We start from the raw sequence: 21217 nt of genomic DNA on the forward strand, positions 1-21217 counted from the left end.
TTCCCATTAAATTGTTAAATGTTTAGCCACGAGAATGTTTCGCTCCTCACAGTTTTCGTTCCGATAATGTTCATTTATTGGCGCGAAAACGCTCATTTCTTGACGTGGTACACACATTTTGATTTCGATATTTCTCGTTTACGCTCGTTAACGATAAATTAACACTATGCCTACAAGGCAACATGAGTGTTATGACCGCTCATGAACACAATAATCATCAATTAGTCTTTAGGATTCCGATTATGAGCCAGACATCAACCTTAAAAGGCCAGTGCATTGCCGAGTTTCTTGGTACCGGGTTGTTGATTTTCTTCGGCGTGGGATGTGTCGCAGCGTTGAAAGTCGCCGGGGCGACCTTCGGGCAGTGGGAAATCAGTATCATCTGGGGTCTGGGCGTGGCGATGGCCATTTACCTGACTGCGGGGGTTTCCGGTGCGCATCTTAACCCAGCCGTGACCATTGCACTTTGGCTGTTCGCCTGCTTCGACGGGCGTAAAGTCGTGCCGTTCATCGTGGCTCAGTTTGCCGGTGCGTTCTGCGCCGCCGCGCTGGTCTACGGGCTTTATTACAACCTTTTCCTCGACTTCGAACACACGCACAATATGGTGCGCGGCAGCGTCGAAAGTCTTGAACTGGCCGGTATTTTCTCGACTTACCCGAACCCACATATCAATTTTGTGCAGGCTTTCGCGGTAGAAATGGTGATTACCGCTATCCTGATGGGCGTGATTCTGGCGCTTACCGACGACGGTAACGGCGTTCCACGTGGCCCGCTGGCACCGCTGCTGATTGGCCTGCTGATTGCGGTTATCGGTGCGTCCATGGGCCCACTGACCGGGTTTGCGATGAACCCTGCGCGTGACCTTGGACCGAAAACGTTCGCCTGGCTGGCAGGCTGGGGCGACGTCGCCTTCACCGGCGGCAAAGATATTCCTTACTTCCTGGTGCCGCTGTGTGCGCCAATAGTAGGTGCTGCGCTGGGTGCGTTCAGCTATCGCAAGCTGATTGGCCGTCACCTGCCGTGCGACACCTGCGAGGTTGAAGAGCCGAAGGCGGCCTCCAGCCAGAACCAACAAAATGCTTCGCTGTAAACTGACTACGGAACGTTCATTATGACTGACAAAAAATATATCGTTGCGCTCGACCAGGGCACCACCAGCTCCCGCGCCGTCGTTATGGATCATGACGCCAACATCGTCAGCGTGTCACAGCGCGAATTCGAACAAATTTACCCTAAGCCAGGCTGGGTTGAGCACGACCCAATGGAAATCTGGGCCACCCAAAGCTCCACCCTCGTCGAAGTGCTGGCAAAAGCCGATATTAGCTCCGACCAGATTGCCGCTATCGGTATCACCAACCAGCGTGAAACCACCGTGGTGTGGGAGCGCGAAACCGGTAAGCCAATTTACAATGCCATCGTCTGGCAGTGCCGCCGCACCGCAGATATCTGTGAGCAGCTCAAGCGCGACGGTATGGAAGAGTACGTACGTAAAGCCACCGGTCTGGTCGTTGACCCGTATTTCTCCGGCACCAAAGTGAAGTGGATCCTCGACCATGTTGAAGGCTCCCGCGAGCGTGCGAAACGCGGCGAACTGCTGTTTGGTACCGTTGATACCTGGCTTATCTGGAAAATGACCCAGGGCCGCGTACACGTCACCGACTACACCAACGCCTCGCGTACCATGCTGTTCAACATCAACACGCTGGAGTGGGATGACAAGATGCTGGACGCACTGGATATCCCGCGCGCCATGCTGCCGGAAGTGCGCAAGTCTTCCGAAGTGTACGGTCAGACCAACATCGGCGGTAAAGGCGGCACGCGTATTCCTATCGCCGGGATTGCCGGTGACCAGCAGGCGGCGCTGTTCGGCCAGCTGTGCGTGAAAGAAGGGATGGCGAAAAACACCTACGGTACCGGCTGCTTTATGCTGATGAACACCGGTGAGAAAGCGGTGGCCTCCAGCCACGGCCTGCTGACCACCATCGCCTGCGGCCCACGCGGCGAAGTGAACTATGCGCTGGAAGGTGCGGTGTTTATGGCGGGCGCCTCCATTCAGTGGCTGCGCGACGAAATGAAGCTGATTAGCGACGCGTTCGACTCCGAATACTTCGCTACCAAAGTGAAGGACACCAACGGCGTGTACGTGGTGCCAGCCTTTACCGGCCTCGGCGCACCGTACTGGGACCCGTATGCGCGCGGCGCCATCTTCGGCCTGACTCGCGGCGTGAACTCGAACCATATTATTCGCGCCACGCTGGAATCCATCGCCTACCAGACCCGCGACGTGCTGGAAGCGATGCAGGCAGACTCCGGCATTCGTCTGCACGCCCTGCGCGTGGACGGCGGCGCGGTGGCCAACAACTTCCTGATGCAGTTCCAGTCCGACATTCTTGGCACCCGCGTGGAGCGCCCGGAAGTGCGTGAAGTGACGGCGCTCGGCGCGGCCTACCTGGCCGGTCTGGCGGTCGGCTTCTGGCAGAACCTGGATGAGCTGCAGGAGAAAGCGGTGATTGAGCGCGAGTTCCGTCCGGGGATTGAAACCACTGAGCGTAACTTCCGCTACAGCGGCTGGCAGAAAGCGGTGAAACGCGCGTTAGCGTGGGAAGATCACGAAGGGTAAGCACTGAGCCTCGGCCGGGCTACCAATCTAATGTAGCCCGGCCGAGCGCAGCGACGCCGGGGACGGCATCAACCATCAGCCAAACATCGGCAACATCAAATACAGCTTAATCACCAGCGCGTTGACGATATCAATAAAGAACGCCCCCACCATCGGCACCACCAGAAACGCCATATGTGACGGCCCGAAACGCTCGGTAATGGCCTGCATATTGGCAATCGCCGTCGGCGTGGCGCCAAGGCCAAAGCCACAGTGACCTGCCGCCAGCACCGCCGCGTCGTAGTTTTTGCCCATCAGACGGTAGGTGACGAAAATCGCATATAGCCCCATCGCCACGGTCTGCACCGCCAGAATCACAATCATCGGCAGCGCCAGATCCGCTAACTCCCACAGCTTGAGGCTCATCAGCGCCATTGCCAGGAACAGCGACAAACTGACGTTACCCAGCACCGACACCGCCCGTTCGAACACGCGATAAAAGCCCATCAGCGCCAGGCCATTACTGAGGATCACCCCAACAAACAGCACGCAGACGAACGTTGGCAACTCCAGCGCCGTACCGGCGAGCAGTTGCGCAATCACTTTACCCAGCGTCAAACAGATGGCGATAAGCGCGATGGTCTCAATCAGCACCAGCGAGGTAATGCTGCGCCCCACGTCCGGCTTTTCAAACGCCGTTGGCACTTCCAGATCGTCCGGCGTGCCGTTCGGTGACGACGAGTGTTTCACCAGATAGCGCGCCACCGGACCACCAATCAGGCCGCCGAGCACCAGCCCAAAGGTGGCGCAGGCCATGGCTACTTCTGTTGCATTTTCAAAGCCATAACGTTCGATAAACAGCTTGCTCCACGCCGCCCCGGTGCCGTGACCGCCGGAGAGCGTAATCGAACCCGCCAGCAGCCCCATCAGCGGGTCGAGCCCTAAGAGCTTCGCCATACCAATGCCCAATGCGTTTTGCAGCAACAGCAGCCCTACCACCACAATCAGGAACGTCCCCACCACCTTGCCGCCCGCACGCAGGCTGGCGATATTGGCGTTAAGGCCGATCGTGGCGAAGAACGCCAGCATCAGCGGGTCCTTCAGGCTCATATCGAAGTCGATTTCCCAGCCCATGCTCTTTTTCAGCACCAGCAGCGCCAACGCCACCAGCAGGCCGCCCGCAACGGGCTCGGGGATAGTGTATTTCTTGAGGAAGGGAACGCTCTGAACCAGTTTTCGTCCTAGCAGCAACACCAGCGTTGCGGCAACGAGCGTCGATAAAGTATCGAGATGAAACATAATTACAGCTCCTGACTAAAACGTATGATTCATTCACACGCGACCAATTTCCCATGTCGTCCACGCCTCCTCATGAGGCGTTGGGCAAAAGTGTAAGCAAGAAAAAGGCGATCAGGGTAGAAAAACGTATTATTTGTCATCATTTTCGTTAACTTACCCCGCCAAATCCCTTTATTTTGCACGGCTATTTTACGCAATAATTTGCCATCCGTGAAAGCAACCGATTGCTTTTACCAACCAGTCCGCTAAAATCGCCACTTTTCCACCACGGGATTACCTCTGAGATGTCTTCTAACACACTCGATCAAGCCAATGCGCAACCGATTGCGCATTCGCAGAACAGCGAATTAATCTATCGTCTGGAAGATCGCCCACCGCTGCCGCAGACCCTGTTCGCGGCGTTCCAGCACCTGCTGGCGATGTTTGTCGCGGTGATCACACCGGCGCTGCTCATCTGTCAGGCGCTCGGCCTGCCGGCGGAAGACACTCAGCACATTATCAGCATGTCATTATTCGCCTCCGGCGTGGCGTCCATCATCCAGATTAAAGCCTGGGGTCCGGTGGGTTCTGGCCTGCTGTCGATTCAGGGCACCAGCTTCAACTTCGTTGCGCCGTTGATCATGGGCGGCACGGCGCTGAAAACCGGTGGTGCAGACGTGCCAACGATGATGGCGGCGCTGTTCGGCACCCTGATGCTGGCGAGCTGCACCGAGATGGTTATCTCCCGCGTGCTGCACCTGGCGCGCCGCGTGATTACGCCGCTGGTTTCCGGCGTGGTGGTGATGATTATCGGCCTGTCGCTGATTCAGGTTGGCCTGACCTCCATTGGCGGCGGCTACGCGGCGATGGCAGACCACACCTTCGGTGCGCCGAAAAACCTGCTGTTGGCAGGGATCGTGCTGGCGATCATTATTCTGCTTAACCGCCAGCGTAACCCGTACCTGCGCATCGCCTCTCTGGTGATTGCCATGGCGGCAGGCTACCTGATGGCGTGGTTCCTCGGCATGCTGCCGGAAAACACCGCACCAACGAACAGCAGCCTGATTACCATTCCAACGCCGCTGTATTACGGCCTGGGCATCGACTGGAGCCTGCTGCTGCCGCTGATGCTGGTGTTTATGATTACCTCGCTCGAGACCATCGGTGATATCACCGCCACCTCTGACGTGTCCGAACAGCCGGTTTCCGGCCCGGTCTATATGAAGCGCCTGAAAGGCGGCGTGCTGGCGAACGGCCTGAACTCTTGCGTATCGGCCATCTTCAACACCTTCCCGAACTCCTGCTTCGGGCAGAACAACGGCGTGATTCAGCTGACCGGCGTTGCCAGCCGTTACGTGGGCTTTGTGGTGGCGCTGATGCTGATCGTGCTTGGCCTGTTCCCGGCGGTAAGCGGCTTTGTGCAGCACATTCCTGAGCCCGTGCTCGGCGGCGCAACGCTGGTGATGTTCGGTACCATCGCCGCATCCGGCGTGCGCATCGTCTCCCGCGAACCGCTGAACCGCCGTGCGATTCTGATTATCGCGCTGTCGCTGGCCGTCGGCCTGGGCGTTTCCCAGCAGCCGCAAATCCTGCAGTTTGCGCCGGACTGGCTGAAAAACCTGCTCTCTTCCGGTATCGCTGCCGGGGGTATCACCGCGATTATCCTCAATCTGGTCTTCCCACCGGAAAAAGCGTAATCCCTTTGCGGCAGTGGTTCCGCCACTGCCGCTGACATCGAATAATACGATTCCCAGCTTGAGCATTGCATATAAATCATGCATAACAGGTTTATGTGCCATTCACAGGATGGAAGATCATGAAATTTCTTGGAAAGCTCATTATCTGGCTGCTGATCGCCCTGTTCGTGGTGATATTAGCCTTCTATTTATTGCTGCAAACGCGCTGGGGCGCCCGCCACGTTAGCCAGTGGCTGAGCGATAACACCGCCTATCACATTACGTTTGACGCGATGGATCATCGCTTCTCTTCACCTTCACATATCCTGCTGAAAAATGTCACCTTTGGCCGCGACGGCAAACCCGCAACGCTGGTCGCCAAAGCGGTGGATATCGGCCTGAGTTCGCGCCAGATAACCGACCCGCTGCACGTCGACACTATTCTGTTGCAGGATGGCACGCTGAATCTGTCCCCTTCCACCGCGCCGCTGCCGTTTGCCGCAGACCGTCTACAGCTAAGCAACATGGCGCTAAACAGCCCGGAAACCGGCTGGGAACTGAGCGCACAGCGCGTCTCCGGCGGCGTGATGCCGTGGGCACCGGTGGCGGGCAACGTGCTCGGCACCAAGGCTCAGATACAGATGAGCGCAGGGTCGCTGTCGCTTAACGGCGTACCGGCCACCAACGCATTGATTGAAGGATCGCTCAATAACGGCGAGGTCACCTTAACTACCGTTGGCGCGGATATGGCGCGCGGTTCGCTCACCGGCAATGCGCGGCGCAACAGCGACGGCAGCTGGGTGGTGGATAATCTGCGTCTTAACGATATTCGCATGCAAAGCGACAAGTCGCTGCTCGATTTCCTCGCCCCGCTGACTACCGTACCGTCGTTGCAGATTGGTCGGCTGGACATTACCGACGCGCACCTGCAGGGGCCGGACTGGGCGGTCACCGACCTCGACCTCAACTTGCGCAACCTGACCCTCAGCCAGGGCGGCTGGCAGAGCGATGATGGCAAAATTTCGATGAACGCCAGCGAGTTTATCTACGGCTCGCTGCATCTGCTCGATCCGATCCTCAACGCCGAATTCTCGCCACAGGGCATTGCGCTGCGCCAGTTCACCTCACGCTGGGAAGGCGGCATGGTGCGCAGTTCCGGCAACTGGCTGCGCGCCGGGAATGCGCTGGTGCTGGACGACGCGGTCTTCGCCGGGCTGGAATATACGCTGCCGGAGAACTGGAAAACGCTGTGGATGGCGCAGTTGCCGCCGTGGCTGCAAAGCGTGACCCTGAAGAAATTCGGTGCCAGCCGTAACCTGGTGATTGATATCACCCCGGACTTCCCGTGGCAGGTCACCGCGCTGGACGGCTACGGGGCCAACCTGCAGCTAGCGAAAAATCGCCAGTGGGGCATCTGGGGCGGCAGCGCGACGCTGAACGGCGCGGCGGCAACCTTTAACCGAGTTGACGTACGCCGCCCATCCATGACGCTGAACGCCGATGCTTCAAACGTGAATATCACCGAACTGAGCGCCTTTACCGAAAAAGGCATTCTGGAAGCCACTGCCACCGTGGCCCAGCAGCCACAACGCCAGACCCGCGTAACGCTGAACGGCCGCGGCGTGCCGCTGAACGTGCTCCAGCAATGGGGATGGCCTGCGCTGCCGATTTCCGGCGACGGGAACATTCAGCTGACGGCGAGCGGGAATGTACAGGCCGATGCGCCGCTGAAGCCAACGGTAAACGGGGAGCTGCATGCGGTAAATATGGATAAACAGGAAGTCACCCAGCAGATGCAGGGTGGAATGATAAAGTAGCCCGGGCGAGGCGTTCACGCCGACCCCGGGGTTGGCTCGGAGCCGCCCCGGCGGCGCTGCGCTTGGCCGGGCTACAAGAGAGATTGTGCGAGTGTTCCCCTCACCCCGGCCCTCTCCCCAAAGGGGCGAGGGAGAAAACCAAACATGCTAGCCGCACTATCGGTCCCCTCTCCCCCGTGGGGAGAGGGTTAGGGTGAGGGGGCACCCTCAAGACTAAAGCGTAATCACCAGCTCATTACCCTGCGCCGTCACCACCACGCCGAGCTCGCTGCCCGCCTGAACGCCGCCCTGCACACCAGCCACCTGCTGGATGTTGCGCAGACACAGCGTCCAGCCGCTCGCCTTGCCGTTGCCCGTCACGGTAATCACGTTACCCTGACGCTTCACGGTCAGCGTGTAGATAACCGAACCGTCCTGCGCTGGCACTTCGCAGACCGCCTGACGGCCGTCTTCCAGATGGAACAGCTGGAACGCGGTTCCTTCATGCCAGGCGTAGTTCGGCACCTGGTTATTGTTGCCCAGCGCCAGCAGGGTATTGTCGCGCACGTACACCGGCAGGCTCATAAAGTCATGCTGCTGTTTATGCCAGCGGCTGCCCTGCACCTCGTCGTTGTGCCACAGGTGCGTCCAGCGGCCTTCCGGCAGGTAGAACTGCACGTCGCCCGCTTCAGTGAACACTGGCGCTACCGCCAGAGAGTCGCCGAGCATGTACTGACGGTCGAGGTAGTCACACGCCGGGTCGTCCGGGAATTCCAGCATCATGGCACGCAGCATTGGCGTGCCCTGCTCGTTCGCCAGCGCCGCCTGACGATACAGATACGGCATCATGCGGCACTTCATTTCGGTGAAGTAGCGCACAACGTCGCAGGACTCTTCGTCGTACGCCCATGGCACACGGTAGGATTTGCTGCCGTGCAGGCGGCTGTGGCTGGAGAAGAGGCCGAAGGCGCACCAGCGCTTGTAGACATCCGCCGGGGCGGTATTTTCGAAGCCGCCGATATCGTGGCTCCAGAAACCAAAGCCGGACAGGCCGATAGACAGGCCGCCGCGCAGGCTTTCCGCCATGGATTCATAGTTGGCGTAGCAGTCGCCGCCCCAGTGCACCGGGAACTGTTGCGCGCCCACCGAGGCGGAACGGGCAAACAGCACCGCTTCCTTCTCGCCGAGGTTCTCTTTGAGGACGTTCCACACCAACTCGTTGTAGATGTAGGCGTAGTGGTTGTGCATTTTCTGCGGGTCGGCGTCGTTGAACCAACGAACGTCGGTCGGGATGCTCTCGCCGAAGTCGGTTTTGAAGCAGTCGACGCCCATCTCTACCAGACCTTTCAGCTTGTCGGCATACCACTGGCAGGCTTCCGGGTTGGTGAAGTCATAAATCGCCAGGCCCGGCTGCCATTTATCCCACTGCCAGACGGAACCATCCGGGCGTTTGAGCAGGTAGCCCTTCTCTTTCAGTTCCTGGAAGATAGGGGATTTCTGGCCGATGTACGGGTTAATCCACACGCAGACCTTCAGCCCTTTGTCTTTCAGGCGCTGGATCATGCCTTTCGGGTCCGGGAAGGTCACCGGGTCCCATTCGAAATCGCACCACTGGAAGGCTTTCATCCAGAAGCAGTCGAAGTGGAAGACATGCAGCGGCAGGTCGCGCTCCGCCATGCCGTCGATAAAGCTGTTGACCGTCGCTTCGTCGTAGTTGGTGGTGAACGAGGTGGTCAGCCACAGACCGAAGGACCAGGCCGGTGGCAGCGCTGGGCGGCCGGTGAACTGGGTATAGCGGTTCAGCACCTCTTTCGGGGTTGGGCCGTCGATAACGAAGTATTCCAGATGCTCGCCTTCGACGCTGAACTGCACCTTGGAGACTTTCTCAGAGCCAATCTCGAAGGAGACGTTTTCCGGGTGATTCACCAGCACGCCGTAGCCGCGGTTGGTCAGGTAGAACGGAATATTTTTGTAGGACTGTTCGGTGCTGGTGCCGCCGTCGCGGTTCCAGGTTTCAACGTTCTGACCGTTGCGCACCAGTGCGGTAAAGCGCTCGCCCAAGCCGTAAACGGTTTCACCTACGCCGAGGTCCAGACGCTCGAACATGTAGTTGCGATCGTCGTTGCTGTCCTGCACGTAGCCGTTATTTTTCAGCTGGCTGCCGGTAATACGCACGCCGTTGCGCAGGAAGTCCAGCGACCAGAATTCACCTTTGGTGACGCGCACGCTCAGGTTGCCGCTTTTCAGCTCGGCAAACTCAGCGGTGTTCTGGATGTGTACCTTCACATCTTTCAGCACATTCAGCGGGTAGTGCGGGCCTTTATCCAGCGCGCCCTGGAAGTGCTCAATGCGCACGCCGACCACCCCTTCCTGAGGAGAGAAAAAGCGAATGGTGAACATCGGCGTGTCCAGCTGCCACGTACGTTCCCGCACATCGCGCGGCGCCACGTACACCACCATTTCATTGCCATGCTGTTCAACGTCAAACACCTGGACAGGATGAATCAAGTTGAGACCCGGTTGGGTCATCCAGTTTCCATCACTGATCTTCATAGTTCGTCCTCTTAATTCCCGAGAGATTGTTTCATAGATACGTTTTCAAAATCCTGCTGAGTGCGGTGCGCCCCGCTCGCCAGTTCGGCCATCATCTTGACCAGGAACGGCGTTTTCAGGGTGTAGAAGCGCTTCGCCACAACGGCGCTCAGCAGGTAGCAAATAGCCGGTACGATAGTGAATAGGGCAATAATGATGCTGATGGTGGTTGGGTTCTGCGCTTTGGCCGCAGCGTCATAACCGCCGCCGGCCAGCATCCAGCCAATCATCGCGCCGCCCAGCGCCAGGCCGAGCTTCAGCACGAACAGCGTGCCCGCGAAGCTAATGCCGGTGAGACGTTTACCGTTACGCCATTCGCCGTAGTCAACGGTGTCGGACATCATGACCCACTGAATCGGGGTCACGAGCTGGTGCAGAACGCCAATCACGAAGATAAAGGCAAACATGATGACGCTAGCGTTCATCGGGACAAAGAACATCGCCAGGCTCAGGACCGCCAGAATGGCGTTGGTCCACCAGAAGACGCTCACTTTGCATTTCCAGTCGGTCAACGGTTTGGCTAATGCCGAGCCAATCAGGTTGCCGACGCAATAGGTGGTGAGGAAGGCGGTAAACAGCGCCGGGGAGCCCATAATCCAGGTGACGTAGTACATCATCGCGCCGCCGCGTACGCAGACCGCCATGATGTTGAGGATGGTGAGCAGGCCGACGATGCGCCACTGGTCGTTGTGCCAGATGTCGCGCAGGTCTTCACGCATCGAGTTATTGGTTGGCGGCGCTTCCACGCGCTCTTTGGTGGTGAAGAAGCAGAAAGCCAGCATCAGGAACGCCACTACGGAGAGCACCGCGATACCGCCCTGGAAGCCCAGCGCTTTATTGTCGCCGCCGATCAGATTCACCAGCGGCATCATTAATACGGTAGAGAGCATGCCGCCCGCCGTCGCCAGCACGAAGCGCCAGGACTGCAGCGAGATGCGCTGCGTCGGGTCGTTGGTGATCACCCCACCCAGCGCGCAGTAAGGGATGTTGACCACGGTGTAGAACAGGGTCAGCAGCGTGTAGGTGATCGCCGCATAAATCAGTTTGCCGTTATGGCTGAAATCCGGGGTGCTGTAGGCCAGCACGCAGACCACGCCGAACGGCAGCGCACCAAACAGCACCCACGGGCGGAACTTGCCCCAGCGGCTGCGGGTACGGTCGGCCAGCAGCCCCATACACGGGTCGGAGATGGCATCCAGCGCGCGCGCCAGAAGGAACATGGTGCCAACAAAACCTGCGGGTATACCGAAGATATCGGTATAGAAGAACATCATGTACAACATGACGTTATCGAAAATGATATGGCTGGCGGCGTCGCCCATGCCGTAGCCGATCTTCTCTTTGACAGATAATACTTCACTCTTCATCTTTCAAACCCTTTTCGCACCGAAGCCACGTTGGTACCGGTTACATGTTTTTTAAACCATCCGCCGTATAAGGTGAATTGCGATATCTCGTTATCAAATTACGTTTCTTGATTTATGTGATCTGGGTTGGCGGGTAGAGTGTGTCGAAGTGTAACTTACGGATTTTGTAGGAATTTCTATCCATGCCGTGCGGCAGATATAAAAAAGATGCCGAAAAATGTAAGTAAAGATGTGGTAACTGATTGAAAGTGGCTATAATGCGCCCCGCCTCCATGTAGCAATGCAGGCGCGGAAGATCGTCGTCTCCGGTGAGACGATTGGACATCTTTTCCAGTGGTAGCCGCCTGCGGCTCCCGGCAGGTTCGACTCCTGCGATCTCCGCCAAAATTCGCTCACTTTTCCGCCAAAGTATTTATCCGTTTTATCTATACTCTCCCTTAGCGTTGTCCTTTTCCGTACAGAGACTGTCCCGGCTCGTTTACGCCGTAAGCCTGCGCGGCCAGCGGTTGATAAACGCGAGGCTAAATGGCCGTGAAATGGTCAAATATTCTGTTATGGCGGTGGTTTTTACGCCATTCATCGGGCAAGAAGTGCGGTAAATTGTGTGCGGTGTTCCAGCGGAAAAATGTAACCCCAAGAAAAGGCAGGGTTTTATCTGGGAAGTCCGAAAATGACCGGGCTACGGGGCGAAAAATGTGCCCTGGGGGGATGTGGTAAATGATTGAAAGTAGCTATAATGCGCCCCGCCTCCATGTAGCAATGCAGGCGCGGAAGATCGTCGTCTCCGGTGAGGCGGCTGGACTTCAAATCCAGTTGGGGCCGCCAGCGGTCCCGGGCAGGTTCGACTCCTGTGATCTTCCGCCAGTTTGCCTCTACTGAAATCTCCCGACGTCAACAAAACCCCTTGTAATCCCTTATATATCAAGCCTTCTTTGTATCCTGAGGTCAACCAGCTTCAACCTGCATCAAGCGGTTTTTGGGGGTGCATTCGGGGGTGTCATTTCCCTCTTAAAATATCGGCACCCCCATAATGGTAAAAATGTGAGATATAACAAGGGGTTTTAAAGACATCTTTGCTATACAAGGGGTGCATTGGGGGTATCAGGTCGGTTACTGGCGGAAATCCCCCCAGGAAGATGGATTCATCAAAAGCCGGAGGATGTCATGGCGCTGACCGATGTTAAAGTGAAAACTGCGAAGCCAAAAGAAAAGCCCTATAAGCTGGCTGATGGCGGCGGTATGTATCTGCTGATTAACGCTAATGGTTCCAAATACTGGCGAATGAAGTACCGCTTCGCCGGTAAAGAAAAGATGCTGTCTATTGGCGTCTACCCCGATGTTTCACTGGCCGACGCGCGCGAGAAACGCAGCGAAGCCAGAAAAATTCTCACTGCTGGAGGCGATCCGGGTGAAGTAAAGAAAGAAGAGAAAGTGGCCCAGCAAATGAGTTTGAAAAACACTTTCGAGGCCGTTGCTCGCGAGTGGCATCAGACTAAAGCCGATCGCTGGTCATTACGCTATCGTGATGAAATCATCGACACCTTTGAGAAAGATATCTTCCCCTATATCGGTAAACGTCCTATAGCCGAAATCAAACCAATGGAGCTACTGGAAGCACTGCGTAAGATGGAGAAACGTGGAGCGCTGGAGAAAATGCGCAAAGTCCGCCAGCGCTGTGGCGAGGTATATCGATATGCAATTGTCACTGGTAGGGCTGACTACAACCCCGCCCCCGATCTTGCCAGCGCTTTAGCTACGCCGAAAAAAGTACACTTCCCCTTCCTTACTGCCAATGAACTTCCTCACTTCCTCAACGATCTGGCGGGTTATACCGGCAGTATCATCACGAAGACAGCCACTCAAATCATTATGTTAACCGGTGTACGCACGCAAGAACTGCGTTTCGCACGCTGGGATGATATCGATTTTGAGACAAAATTGTGGGAGATCCCGGCGGAAGTAATGAAAATGAAGCGGCCCCATATTGTACCGCTATCAGAGCAAGTCATTGCGCTATTTAAGCAACTTGAGCCGATATCAAAACATCACCCCCTGGTGTTTATTGGCAGGAATGATCCTCGCAAGCCGATCAGTAAAGAAAGCATTAACCAAGTCATTGAGTTGCTGGGGTATAAAGGCAGACTGACGGGGCATGGTTTCCGCCACACAATGAGTACTATTCTGCATGAGCAGGGCTTTAACTCAGCGTGGATTGAAACGCAGCTTGCGCATGTTGATAAGAACGCCATTCGCGGAACATACAACCATGCACAATATCTTGATGGCCGTAGGGAGATGATGCAGTGGTATGCAGATTATATAGGTGAGTTGCATAAAAGCCGGGAAGTAATCAAAGAGTCGATTAGGCAAACAGCATAGATCAAGATAGCAGCCACCTAGATGTAAAGATGGCTGATTTAAGCCTACCACCGTAAGGTGGTAGGAGGATAGCAAGAGTTTTTTTATTTTTTTGATATATTTTGGGTAATGTATTGGAACTGCTTGATAAAGTTTCCTTCGGGTAGAATGAGTGCATAATCCTTTACGGGCACTTTAGTTTTTAAGGAATAGCAATGGCAGTTAATCAGGCGAAGATTTTTGAACAGCTCGAACAACTTGTTGAAAATCCTGAGCAAGGCGAATTTATTTACGGCTTTTTAACTGCCTTTGAGTTCCCTAAAGCTACGCTGAGTCAGATTCGGCAAGGTGGGGCACGTAATGTTGCGAAAGAGCCAGCACACGTTGCATTAAAAAATAAACTCTACTACCAGCCAGTGGCGGATACTGATGATCTTGAATCTGCTTTTGAGCAACGTGTTGCCGACGCGGCTGTTGCAAAAAATAAGATCCGCTTTGTTCTAGTAACAAATTTTGTTCGCTTTTTAGCCTGGGACACACTGACACAGGAACGTCTCGATATTGAGTTTGAAGAGTTACCACGTAACTACGGTTTTTTCTTACCGCTGGTAGGGTTGGAGAAGGCTATTCTCAATAGTGAAAACCCGGCCGATGTGAAAGCCGCTGAGAAGATGGGAAAGCTGTTTGATCTTATCAAGGAGCGTAATGATTTAAGTAAAGCAGAAGATATTCACGCGCTTAATGTTTTCCTCACTCGTTTGTTGTTTTGCTTTTTTGCCGAAGACACAGGCATCTTTGAAAAAGGTCAGTTTACTTCCGCAGTTAAGAGCTACACCGCCGAAGATGGCAGTGATTTAGATCAGTTTCTGACAGACCTGTTTGCCGTGATGAACAGCAAACCGAATAGTAAATTACGCCTGTCACTTCCGATTCATTTAACCGCATTCCCGTATGTTAATGGTGGCTTATTCGCCAGTGATGAGCCTGTTCCAGAGTTGGGGTTGAAAGGTAGACGTATCTTACTTGAATGCAGTGCAATGGACTGGAGCGAGATTAACCCTGACATTTTCGGCAGCATGTTCCAAGCTGTGATAGATGTGGAGCAGCGTAGCCGCTTAGGACAGCATTACACTTCATACAGCAATATCATGAAGGTTATACAACCATTATTTCTGGAGCCATTGCGTTCAGAGCTTGAAAAACAACGCACAAACACGAATGGTCTCAAACGGTTGCTTCTCCGTCTGGGGAAAATGAAAGTTTTTGATCCTGCGTGTGGTTCAGGGAACTTCTTGATTGTCGCCTATAAAGAACTGCGTCTTTTGGAGATGGATGTTATTCAAGCACTTTTAGAAAGTGATCCGCAATCGATCTTTATGAGTAGTATCCATCTTGATCAGTTCTATGGTATTGAAATTGATGATTTTGCCTGTGAGATAGCACGTCTATCTCTCTGGCTTGCGGAGCATCAGTTAAATAAACAATGGGAAGAACACATTGGTTCAGCACCACCAGCATTACCGTTGCGTTCATCAGGTAAAATTTGGAGCGGTAACAGTCTGCAAAAAGACTGGCAGGAAGTATGTCCAAAAAAGGTTGATGATGAAGTTTATGTGATTGGTAATCCTCCCTTTTTAGGGACGGTTGGTCGTTCGGAGCTACAGCGTTCTGATATGCAGAAAGTGTTTAGCAATTTCAAAACAATAGGTGGTTTGGATTTTGTTGCATGTTGGTTCTGGAAGGGTGCGCAATATATCCAAAATAGCCACGCTGAACTAGCTTTAGTGGCCACTAATTCTCTTTGTCAAGGGGAGCAAGTTGCAACTCTATGGCCACCGATTTTCGCGCTAGGGTTACATATTCATATTGCGTATCAGACATTTACTTGGGCGAACAATGCACGTGATAAGGCCGCAGTGCACGTAGTTGTTATTGGTTTATCAGGAAAAAGTAAAACGCGCCAACTTTACCAATTAGTGGATGCTAATTGGCACAGTAAACTGGTCGGTAATATAAGCCCTTATCTTGTTGAAGGAAGCAATATCGTTGTGGAGCCGAAATCCAAACCAATAATAAAAGATGTTCCTCAATTATTATTTGGAAATAAACCTACTGACGGTGGTCATTTGCTGATGAATAGTCACGAACGGGATAAGCTTCTTGAAGTGGAGCCACAAGCTGCCCGTTGGATAAAGAAGGTTCTGGGAGCTGATGAATTTCTAAATGCGAAAGAGCGTTGGTGCTTATGGCTAGCAGACATAACGGATGCTGAGCTTAGAGCTATGCCGCACGTTTTCAACCGGGTTCAAAAGGTGGCTGAAGCTCGACGGAAAAGCCCTGATAAAGGAGCTCAAAAAATGGCTGAGCGTCCTCATCAATTCAGGGATTTAAACAATCCTGATGATTATATATTGATTCCAAGTGTTTCATCGGAGAGAAGAACATATATACCTATAGGTTTTTATGATGCAAATGTGATTTCAACTAATGCAAACTACATTATTCCTAATGGTACATTGTACGAATTTTCCATCCTCACCTCTTTAATACACAACGACTGGATGCGGTTAGTCGCCGGGCGTCTAAAAAGTGACTACCGCTACTCAGCGAAAGTGGTTTACAACTCGTTCCCATGGCCTGACGTGACTGATGCGCAGCGTAAATCTCTTATCGATCTAGCCAAATCGGTGTTACTAATACGTGAGAATTATCCAGAAAGCACTCTGGCTGAGTTATATGATCCGCTTAAAATGCCAGCTGACCTTTTAGAAGCCCATCAGGCACTGGATAAGTTTGTTGATCGTCTCTATCGTGACAAACCATTCAAGGACGCCACTGAGCGTTTAAGCTGCTTGCTACAGCGTTATGAATCATTGACTAAAGCATAAGCTTTCGCTCTGCCAGCCAGGGCATACAGAGGATTGCATTGTGGAAAATATTTTACAGGTGACTTACGGCCAGACTGGGCAAAGTGCGCGTCTTAATGATTTTGGTATGCGGGAAATGCAGGCACGAGCCTTTGAACAGCGCAACAACCCTTATCTACTTATCAAAGCTCCGCCAGCGTCTGGTAAATCGAGAGCATTAATGTTCCTTGCCCTGGATAAGCTTGTTAACCAGGGTTTACGCAAAGCTATTGTCGCGGTCCCTGAAATGTCCATCGGTGGTTCGTTTAAAGATACTGCGCTCACGGAGTATGGTTTCTTTGCTGACTGGAAGGTAAAACCTGAAAATAATCTGTGCATTGGCGGTGGAGAGGCTGGGAAGGTTGAAGCCTTTAAACGATTTATGGCGAGCCCTGACGACATTCTGGTCTGTACTCATGCCACCCTGCGTTTTGCTTTCGATAAGCTGAATGTTAAATCGTTTAATGACTGCCTGGTTGCTATTGATGAGTTCCATCATGTCTCTGCGGATGAAAACAACCGTCTGGGCAATCTGATTGATGCCCTGATGAAAGGTTCTAATGCGCATATTGTTGCAATGACTGGTTCTTACTTCCGAGGGGATACCGTACCCATTCTGCAACCTGAGGATGAAGCCCAGTTCACGAAAGTGACCTATACCTACTACGAACAGCTCAATGGATACCAGTATTTAAAATCTTTAGGCATTGGCTACCATTTTTATCAGGGCCCATACATCAAGGCGTTACCTTCAGTGCTGGATGCCAGCAAGAAAACCATCATCCATATTCCCAATGTTAATTCCGGCGAATCAACGAAAGATAAACATGCCGAGGTTGATGCCATCCTGGATGCGTTGGGTGAGGTGCAACTGCAAGAACCAGATACCGGAATCTATCGAGTGAAACGCAAAAGCGATGGCAAATTGTTGCGCGTAGCGAATCTGGTAGATGATAACCCAGCGGAAAGACCGAAAGTACAGGCGTATCTGCGTAATATCCACTCTGCTGACGATATGGATATCATTATTGCGTTAGGTATGGCGAAAGAGGGGTTTGACTGGCCTTTCTGTGAACATGTACTGACCATTGGTTATCGCAGCTCGATGACGGAGATTGTGCAAATAATTGGGCGTGCGACACGGGATTGTGAAGGCAAAACTCACGCACAATTTACCAACCTTATTGCTCAGCCTGATGCTCAAGATGATGACGTTAAAGTATCAGTAAACAACATGCTTAAAGCCATCACCACCTCGTTGTTGATGGAGCAAATCATGGCTCCAAATATTCAATTTAAACCACGATCTCAATGGACTGGAGAACCGTTACCTGCCAATACGGTTCTGGTTGATGATCATGCATTACCGGTATCAGACAAGGTTCTAACAATCCTTAACGGCGGTAAAAACGAGATCTTGGCGGCGCTAATGGCGAATGAGCAGGTGGTTAAAGAGGCTATTACCGAGTCAATACCGCCTGAGGTAATTACTCAGGTAGTGTTACCATCGGTGATACAAACGCTTCACCCTGACCTGACTGAATACGAACTAGAACAGGTTCGCAGCGGTATTTTACAGAGTCTTTTTGTAGGCCAATGTGGTGGGTTAGTTGATGAAGCCGATTTGCCGTCGGATGCCATCATTGATAACGGCCAAGGTCAGCGTTCCGGCAATTCGAATGATTCATTAAACGTAAACAATCAGTTTATAAAAATGGGTGATAAATTCATTAATATTGAAAACTTGAATATTGACTTAATTGATGCGGTAAATCCTTTCCACGGTGCTTATGAGATTCTATCAAAATCAGTCACCGCGACGATGCTAAAAACTATTCAGGAAGCAGTCAGAGCGAATCAGGCGCAGGTATCTGAGGAAGAAGCTGTGATGCTCTGGCCAAGAATTAAAGCGTTTGCCAGTGAGCATAAAAGGGAGCCATCGCTGAATGCCAGTGACGCAATAGAGGTTCGTTATGCAGAAGCGTTAGCTTACATCCGTAAAATGAAACAACAGCGTATTGTGCGACAGGAACCGTAACTTATGCTCAGACTTTCACCTCTTCAAGTTCGTCAAAAAGTGACAATTGATGACATTTTTTCTGAACCAGACGATCTTGGTTTACTCGTAGTCGAACCATTAAAAATATATTCCTCTACGGGTAATCTGCCTGTAAGCAGATTAGAAGAAATTAATGCATTTTATGTGGTTCATGGGCGTCCACCTCTACCCGATTCGGAGGAATTTAAGGAAACGTTGCTAGCACAACGTTTGAGGGCTCTCAAAGATAACAAGCAATATCGCGAGATGTTGCAGCCATTTGATATTCATGGCTTACTCGCAGGCGAAAATAACGAAAATCCACTTGAATCATCTGTATCATTCTCAGTTCCTCCCGTTGAGGTTGATAGGTCGGAGTTGGTCACCTCTCTGGACGATATCTTTGCTGATGACGATGATGGATTGCTCTCATTTGCTGAGCCCGATATTTTCACGTTAAAACATGTTCCGATTGAAAAGAAAACACAGCCTGACGAAATTGCCAAACGACAGCCGTGCCCTGATTTTTATCGATTTTCCCCACTGTTTGAGACAGTCCAAAATGGTCTGAAAGCGGGGGCGTTTTCATTTGTTCGCTTCCGCCATGAGTTAAAAATTCATGAAGGTGATTTTTTTATTCTCAATGGGGTTATGGGCTATGTAGATAAAGTTGGTGAGCGGTTGGAGGAATATGGACCTTGGAATGCACGTTTACATTTGGTGTTTGAAAACGGAACTGAGATGAATATGCTTTTCCTCTCGCTTACGCACGGTCTGGTACGAGATACTGAAGGTCGTAAAGTTGTTTTAAATGGACAGGCAATTCGTCCTGATGAAGCTCCGGTTCCGACAGGATATGTCTATGTCCTTGCCACGCATAGCGACAAGCCAGCGCTTCAACGTTTTAAACCTGATTTGTATAAAATTGGCTTTACTGAAGGAACTATCGAAGAGCGCATCAAACACGCTGAAAAAGATAAAACATTCCTCGAAGCACCCGTTCGTATAGTCATGATTACGCAATGCTTCAATATCAACACTCACAAATTTGAAACGCTTATTCACGGTTTTTTAGGTAAGCAACGGCTCAATATCACATTACTGGGTTTAGATGGACAAACTTATCATCCCCGCGAATGGTTTCATGCGCCTTTAGCGACTGTGCTCTCTGTGATCAAGTACATTCTTGACGGTACAATTTCGCAATACCGGATGGACAATACAACAGGGAAGATTGTGGCTAAGAGAGATACTGGTCACTCTTGAGACGTGAAAGTTACCTCAGCACCATGCTGCGAATCCGGCGATAATAATTAGGATGGTCCGTGCATAAAGCAAGTCGGTGCGGTTATTCTTTTCCTCTTCGTTACTGAACACCCCAGCCACAATCCAGAACACTTAGTCACACATTTCAGAAATCATATACATTCACGATAAGGCCCGGTCATCGGGCCTGCATTTTTGCCGCCGCTTTGTCCAGCTTCTGTTGAGTCGGTGCATGATAAAGATCAACGCAATAATGCCTGACGAAAAAGTCTGCGCCAGTTCCACCATTGAGCTTATGATCGGTGTCAAAGCGCAAGCCGTCAGAACGTCTGTTATGGCAATGAATCCCTTTGTCGCCAAGCTTTGTATGCCATTCGTCCATGGCGAATTTGGCACCATTTGAGAGCTTCGAATAGAAAATTAACCCCCCTCTGCAATTGTTCACGCCACCTTTGGCATAGCTTCCAATTAACTGAGAATTAAGTCCCTGATAGACATATTCGAACCCGTTCCACAACTTGGCTTCCGCGACCCACTGATAGAGCTCACCGTGGGCACTTCTGACCTCAAAGTAATAGTCGCAGTGACCGCCGCTTTGCGCATCATGATGTGCTGACGGGTATAGTTGCTTGAGCTGAGAAAGAATGTGATCGGTGAGGGCATCCTCCCCTTTATCCATGTGGTGCTGCCTGCCGGATTCAGTAATGGTGATGACGTTATTTAAATCTTTATCAATTTGTGCGACAAAATCGTCGTACGTCAGCGGGCTGTGTCTGACCAATTGCTCCATTAGATGTGGCGCAACTGCAAAAATATGCTGCATACTGTAGCCTGCAGCCAAAGCCATATCCTCAAGTGGCCCCTGAGACATCAATCCATCCTCCTACTCGCTGTAGATTCAGGATCGGGTTCGGCCTTGAACATATTTACAAAATAAGGAAACGTCCTGCGGTGCAGATCACTGAGCGAGATTTGGTTACCCTCTGAATCAACAAATTCTTCTTGGGAAACTGCAACCATATAATCAGGATGCTCCATTTCCTGAATTACTTCAGAGAGATTTTCGTCATACAGCCTGTAACGGACCTTTAGCGCCTGAAACGGGTGCAGAGACAGTGTGAAAGCAGCGCGGATGAGCAAATCATCACCATCTGCAGTGCGCTGCAGAGCAGCCCTAAGCCCGCCAATTGTAAGATTGATCTGTTTGGGATGACGTTCGATATAAGTAAGCGTCGTCTCAGCACCGTCTGGCAGATCCTGATATTCCTGAGAGGATAGTGGACACCAAATATGGTGGACGCTATCCATGAAATCATTAACCGCAGTGCGTAAAAAAAGCC

At 52.3% G+C, this 21217-nt stretch carries 13 protein-coding genes and 2 tRNA genes; 10 read left to right on the forward strand and 5 right to left on the reverse strand.

Going from position 1 to position 21217, the window contains the following annotated elements:
* Positions 1–242: 242 nt before the first annotated feature.
* A complete protein-coding gene (locus tag FHC49_RS20255) occupies positions 243–1091 on the forward strand; it encodes an MIP/aquaporin family protein (RefSeq protein ID WP_220440721.1) in 849 nt (282 codons plus the stop codon).
* Positions 1092–1112: 21 nt separating this feature from the next.
* Positions 1113–2621 carry a glycerol kinase GlpK gene (gene glpK / locus FHC49_RS20260; RefSeq protein ID WP_185667506.1) on the forward strand — a complete coding sequence of 503 codons (1509 nt, stop codon included), beginning with the start codon at positions 1113–1115 and terminating at the stop codon, positions 2619–2621.
* Positions 2622–2696: 75 nt separating this feature from the next.
* Here glpK and gltS read toward each other — a convergent pair whose 3' ends face one another.
* A complete protein-coding gene (gltS, locus tag FHC49_RS20265; RefSeq protein ID WP_185667507.1) occupies positions 2697–3899 on the reverse strand; it encodes a sodium/glutamate symporter in 1203 nt (400 codons plus the stop codon).
* 284 nt (positions 3900–4183) lie between these two features.
* Here gltS and FHC49_RS20270 point away from each other — a divergent pair, with 284 nt between their 5' ends.
* Positions 4184–5575, forward strand: coding sequence for an NCS2 family protein (locus FHC49_RS20270; RefSeq protein ID WP_185667508.1), 1392 nt, complete (start codon positions 4184–4186; stop codon positions 5573–5575).
* A 119-nt stretch (positions 5576–5694) separates the two neighbouring features.
* A complete protein-coding gene (locus tag FHC49_RS20275) occupies positions 5695–7371 on the forward strand; it encodes an AsmA family protein (RefSeq protein WP_220440722.1) in 1677 nt (558 codons plus the stop codon).
* A 213-nt stretch (positions 7372–7584) separates the two neighbouring features.
* On the opposite strand, the gene yicI is transcribed toward FHC49_RS20275, so the two are convergent.
* Positions 7585–9903 (reverse strand): alpha-xylosidase, encoded by a 2319-nt coding sequence (gene yicI, locus FHC49_RS20280; protein ID WP_220440723.1) that lies wholly within the window; start codon positions 9901–9903, stop codon positions 7585–7587.
* Between the two features lie 11 nt (positions 9904–9914).
* Entirely contained in the window at positions 9915–11309 is a 1395-nt protein-coding gene (locus tag FHC49_RS20285) for a glycoside-pentoside-hexuronide family transporter (protein WP_220440724.1), read from the reverse strand.
* Between the two features lie 290 nt (positions 11310–11599).
* On the opposite strand from FHC49_RS20285, the gene FHC49_RS20290 reads away from it, so the two are divergent.
* The 6 genes from FHC49_RS20290 to FHC49_RS20315 all read left to right on the forward strand — a co-directional run bounded on the left by FHC49_RS20290 (position 11600) and on the right by FHC49_RS20315 (position 19877).
* Positions 11600–11693: transfer RNA gene (locus tag FHC49_RS20290), tRNA-OTHER, on the forward strand.
* A gap of 385 nt (positions 11694–12078) precedes the next feature.
* A tRNA-Sec gene (locus FHC49_RS20295) sits at positions 12079–12173 on the forward strand.
* 300 nt (positions 12174–12473) lie between these two features.
* Entirely contained in the window at positions 12474–13688 is a 1215-nt protein-coding gene (locus FHC49_RS20300) for an integrase arm-type DNA-binding domain-containing protein (RefSeq protein WP_032170224.1), read from the forward strand.
* A gap of 194 nt (positions 13689–13882) precedes the next feature.
* Complete coding sequence (locus FHC49_RS20305) at positions 13883–16555, forward strand: DNA methyltransferase (protein ID WP_032170225.1); 2673 nt, start codon at positions 13883–13885, stop codon at positions 16553–16555.
* A 40-nt stretch (positions 16556–16595) separates the two neighbouring features.
* Entirely contained in the window at positions 16596–18611 is a 2016-nt protein-coding gene (locus tag FHC49_RS24790) for a DEAD/DEAH box helicase (protein ID WP_032170227.1), read from the forward strand.
* Positions 18612–18614: 3 nt separating this feature from the next.
* Complete coding sequence (locus tag FHC49_RS20315; protein ID WP_032170229.1) at positions 18615–19877, forward strand: GIY-YIG nuclease family protein; 1263 nt, start codon at positions 18615–18617, stop codon at positions 19875–19877.
* 178 nt (positions 19878–20055) lie between these two features.
* Here the strand turns inward: FHC49_RS20315 and FHC49_RS20320 are convergent, their stop codons facing one another.
* Both FHC49_RS20320 and FHC49_RS20325 read right to left on the reverse strand, forming a co-directional pair.
* Complete coding sequence (locus tag FHC49_RS20320) at positions 20056–20748, reverse strand: hypothetical protein (RefSeq protein ID WP_032170231.1); 693 nt, start codon at positions 20746–20748, stop codon at positions 20056–20058.
* Positions 20748–21217, reverse strand: a 470-nt coding sequence (locus FHC49_RS20325; protein ID WP_220440725.1) for a hypothetical protein, incomplete at its 5' end; no start/stop codon positions are given. The genes FHC49_RS20320 and FHC49_RS20325, both read right to left, overlap by 1 nt.

It is taken from the genome of Kluyvera sp. EC_51 (assembly GCF_019584505.1).
GTDB lineage: Bacteria > Pseudomonadota > Gammaproteobacteria > Enterobacterales > Enterobacteriaceae > Kluyvera > Kluyvera sichuanensis.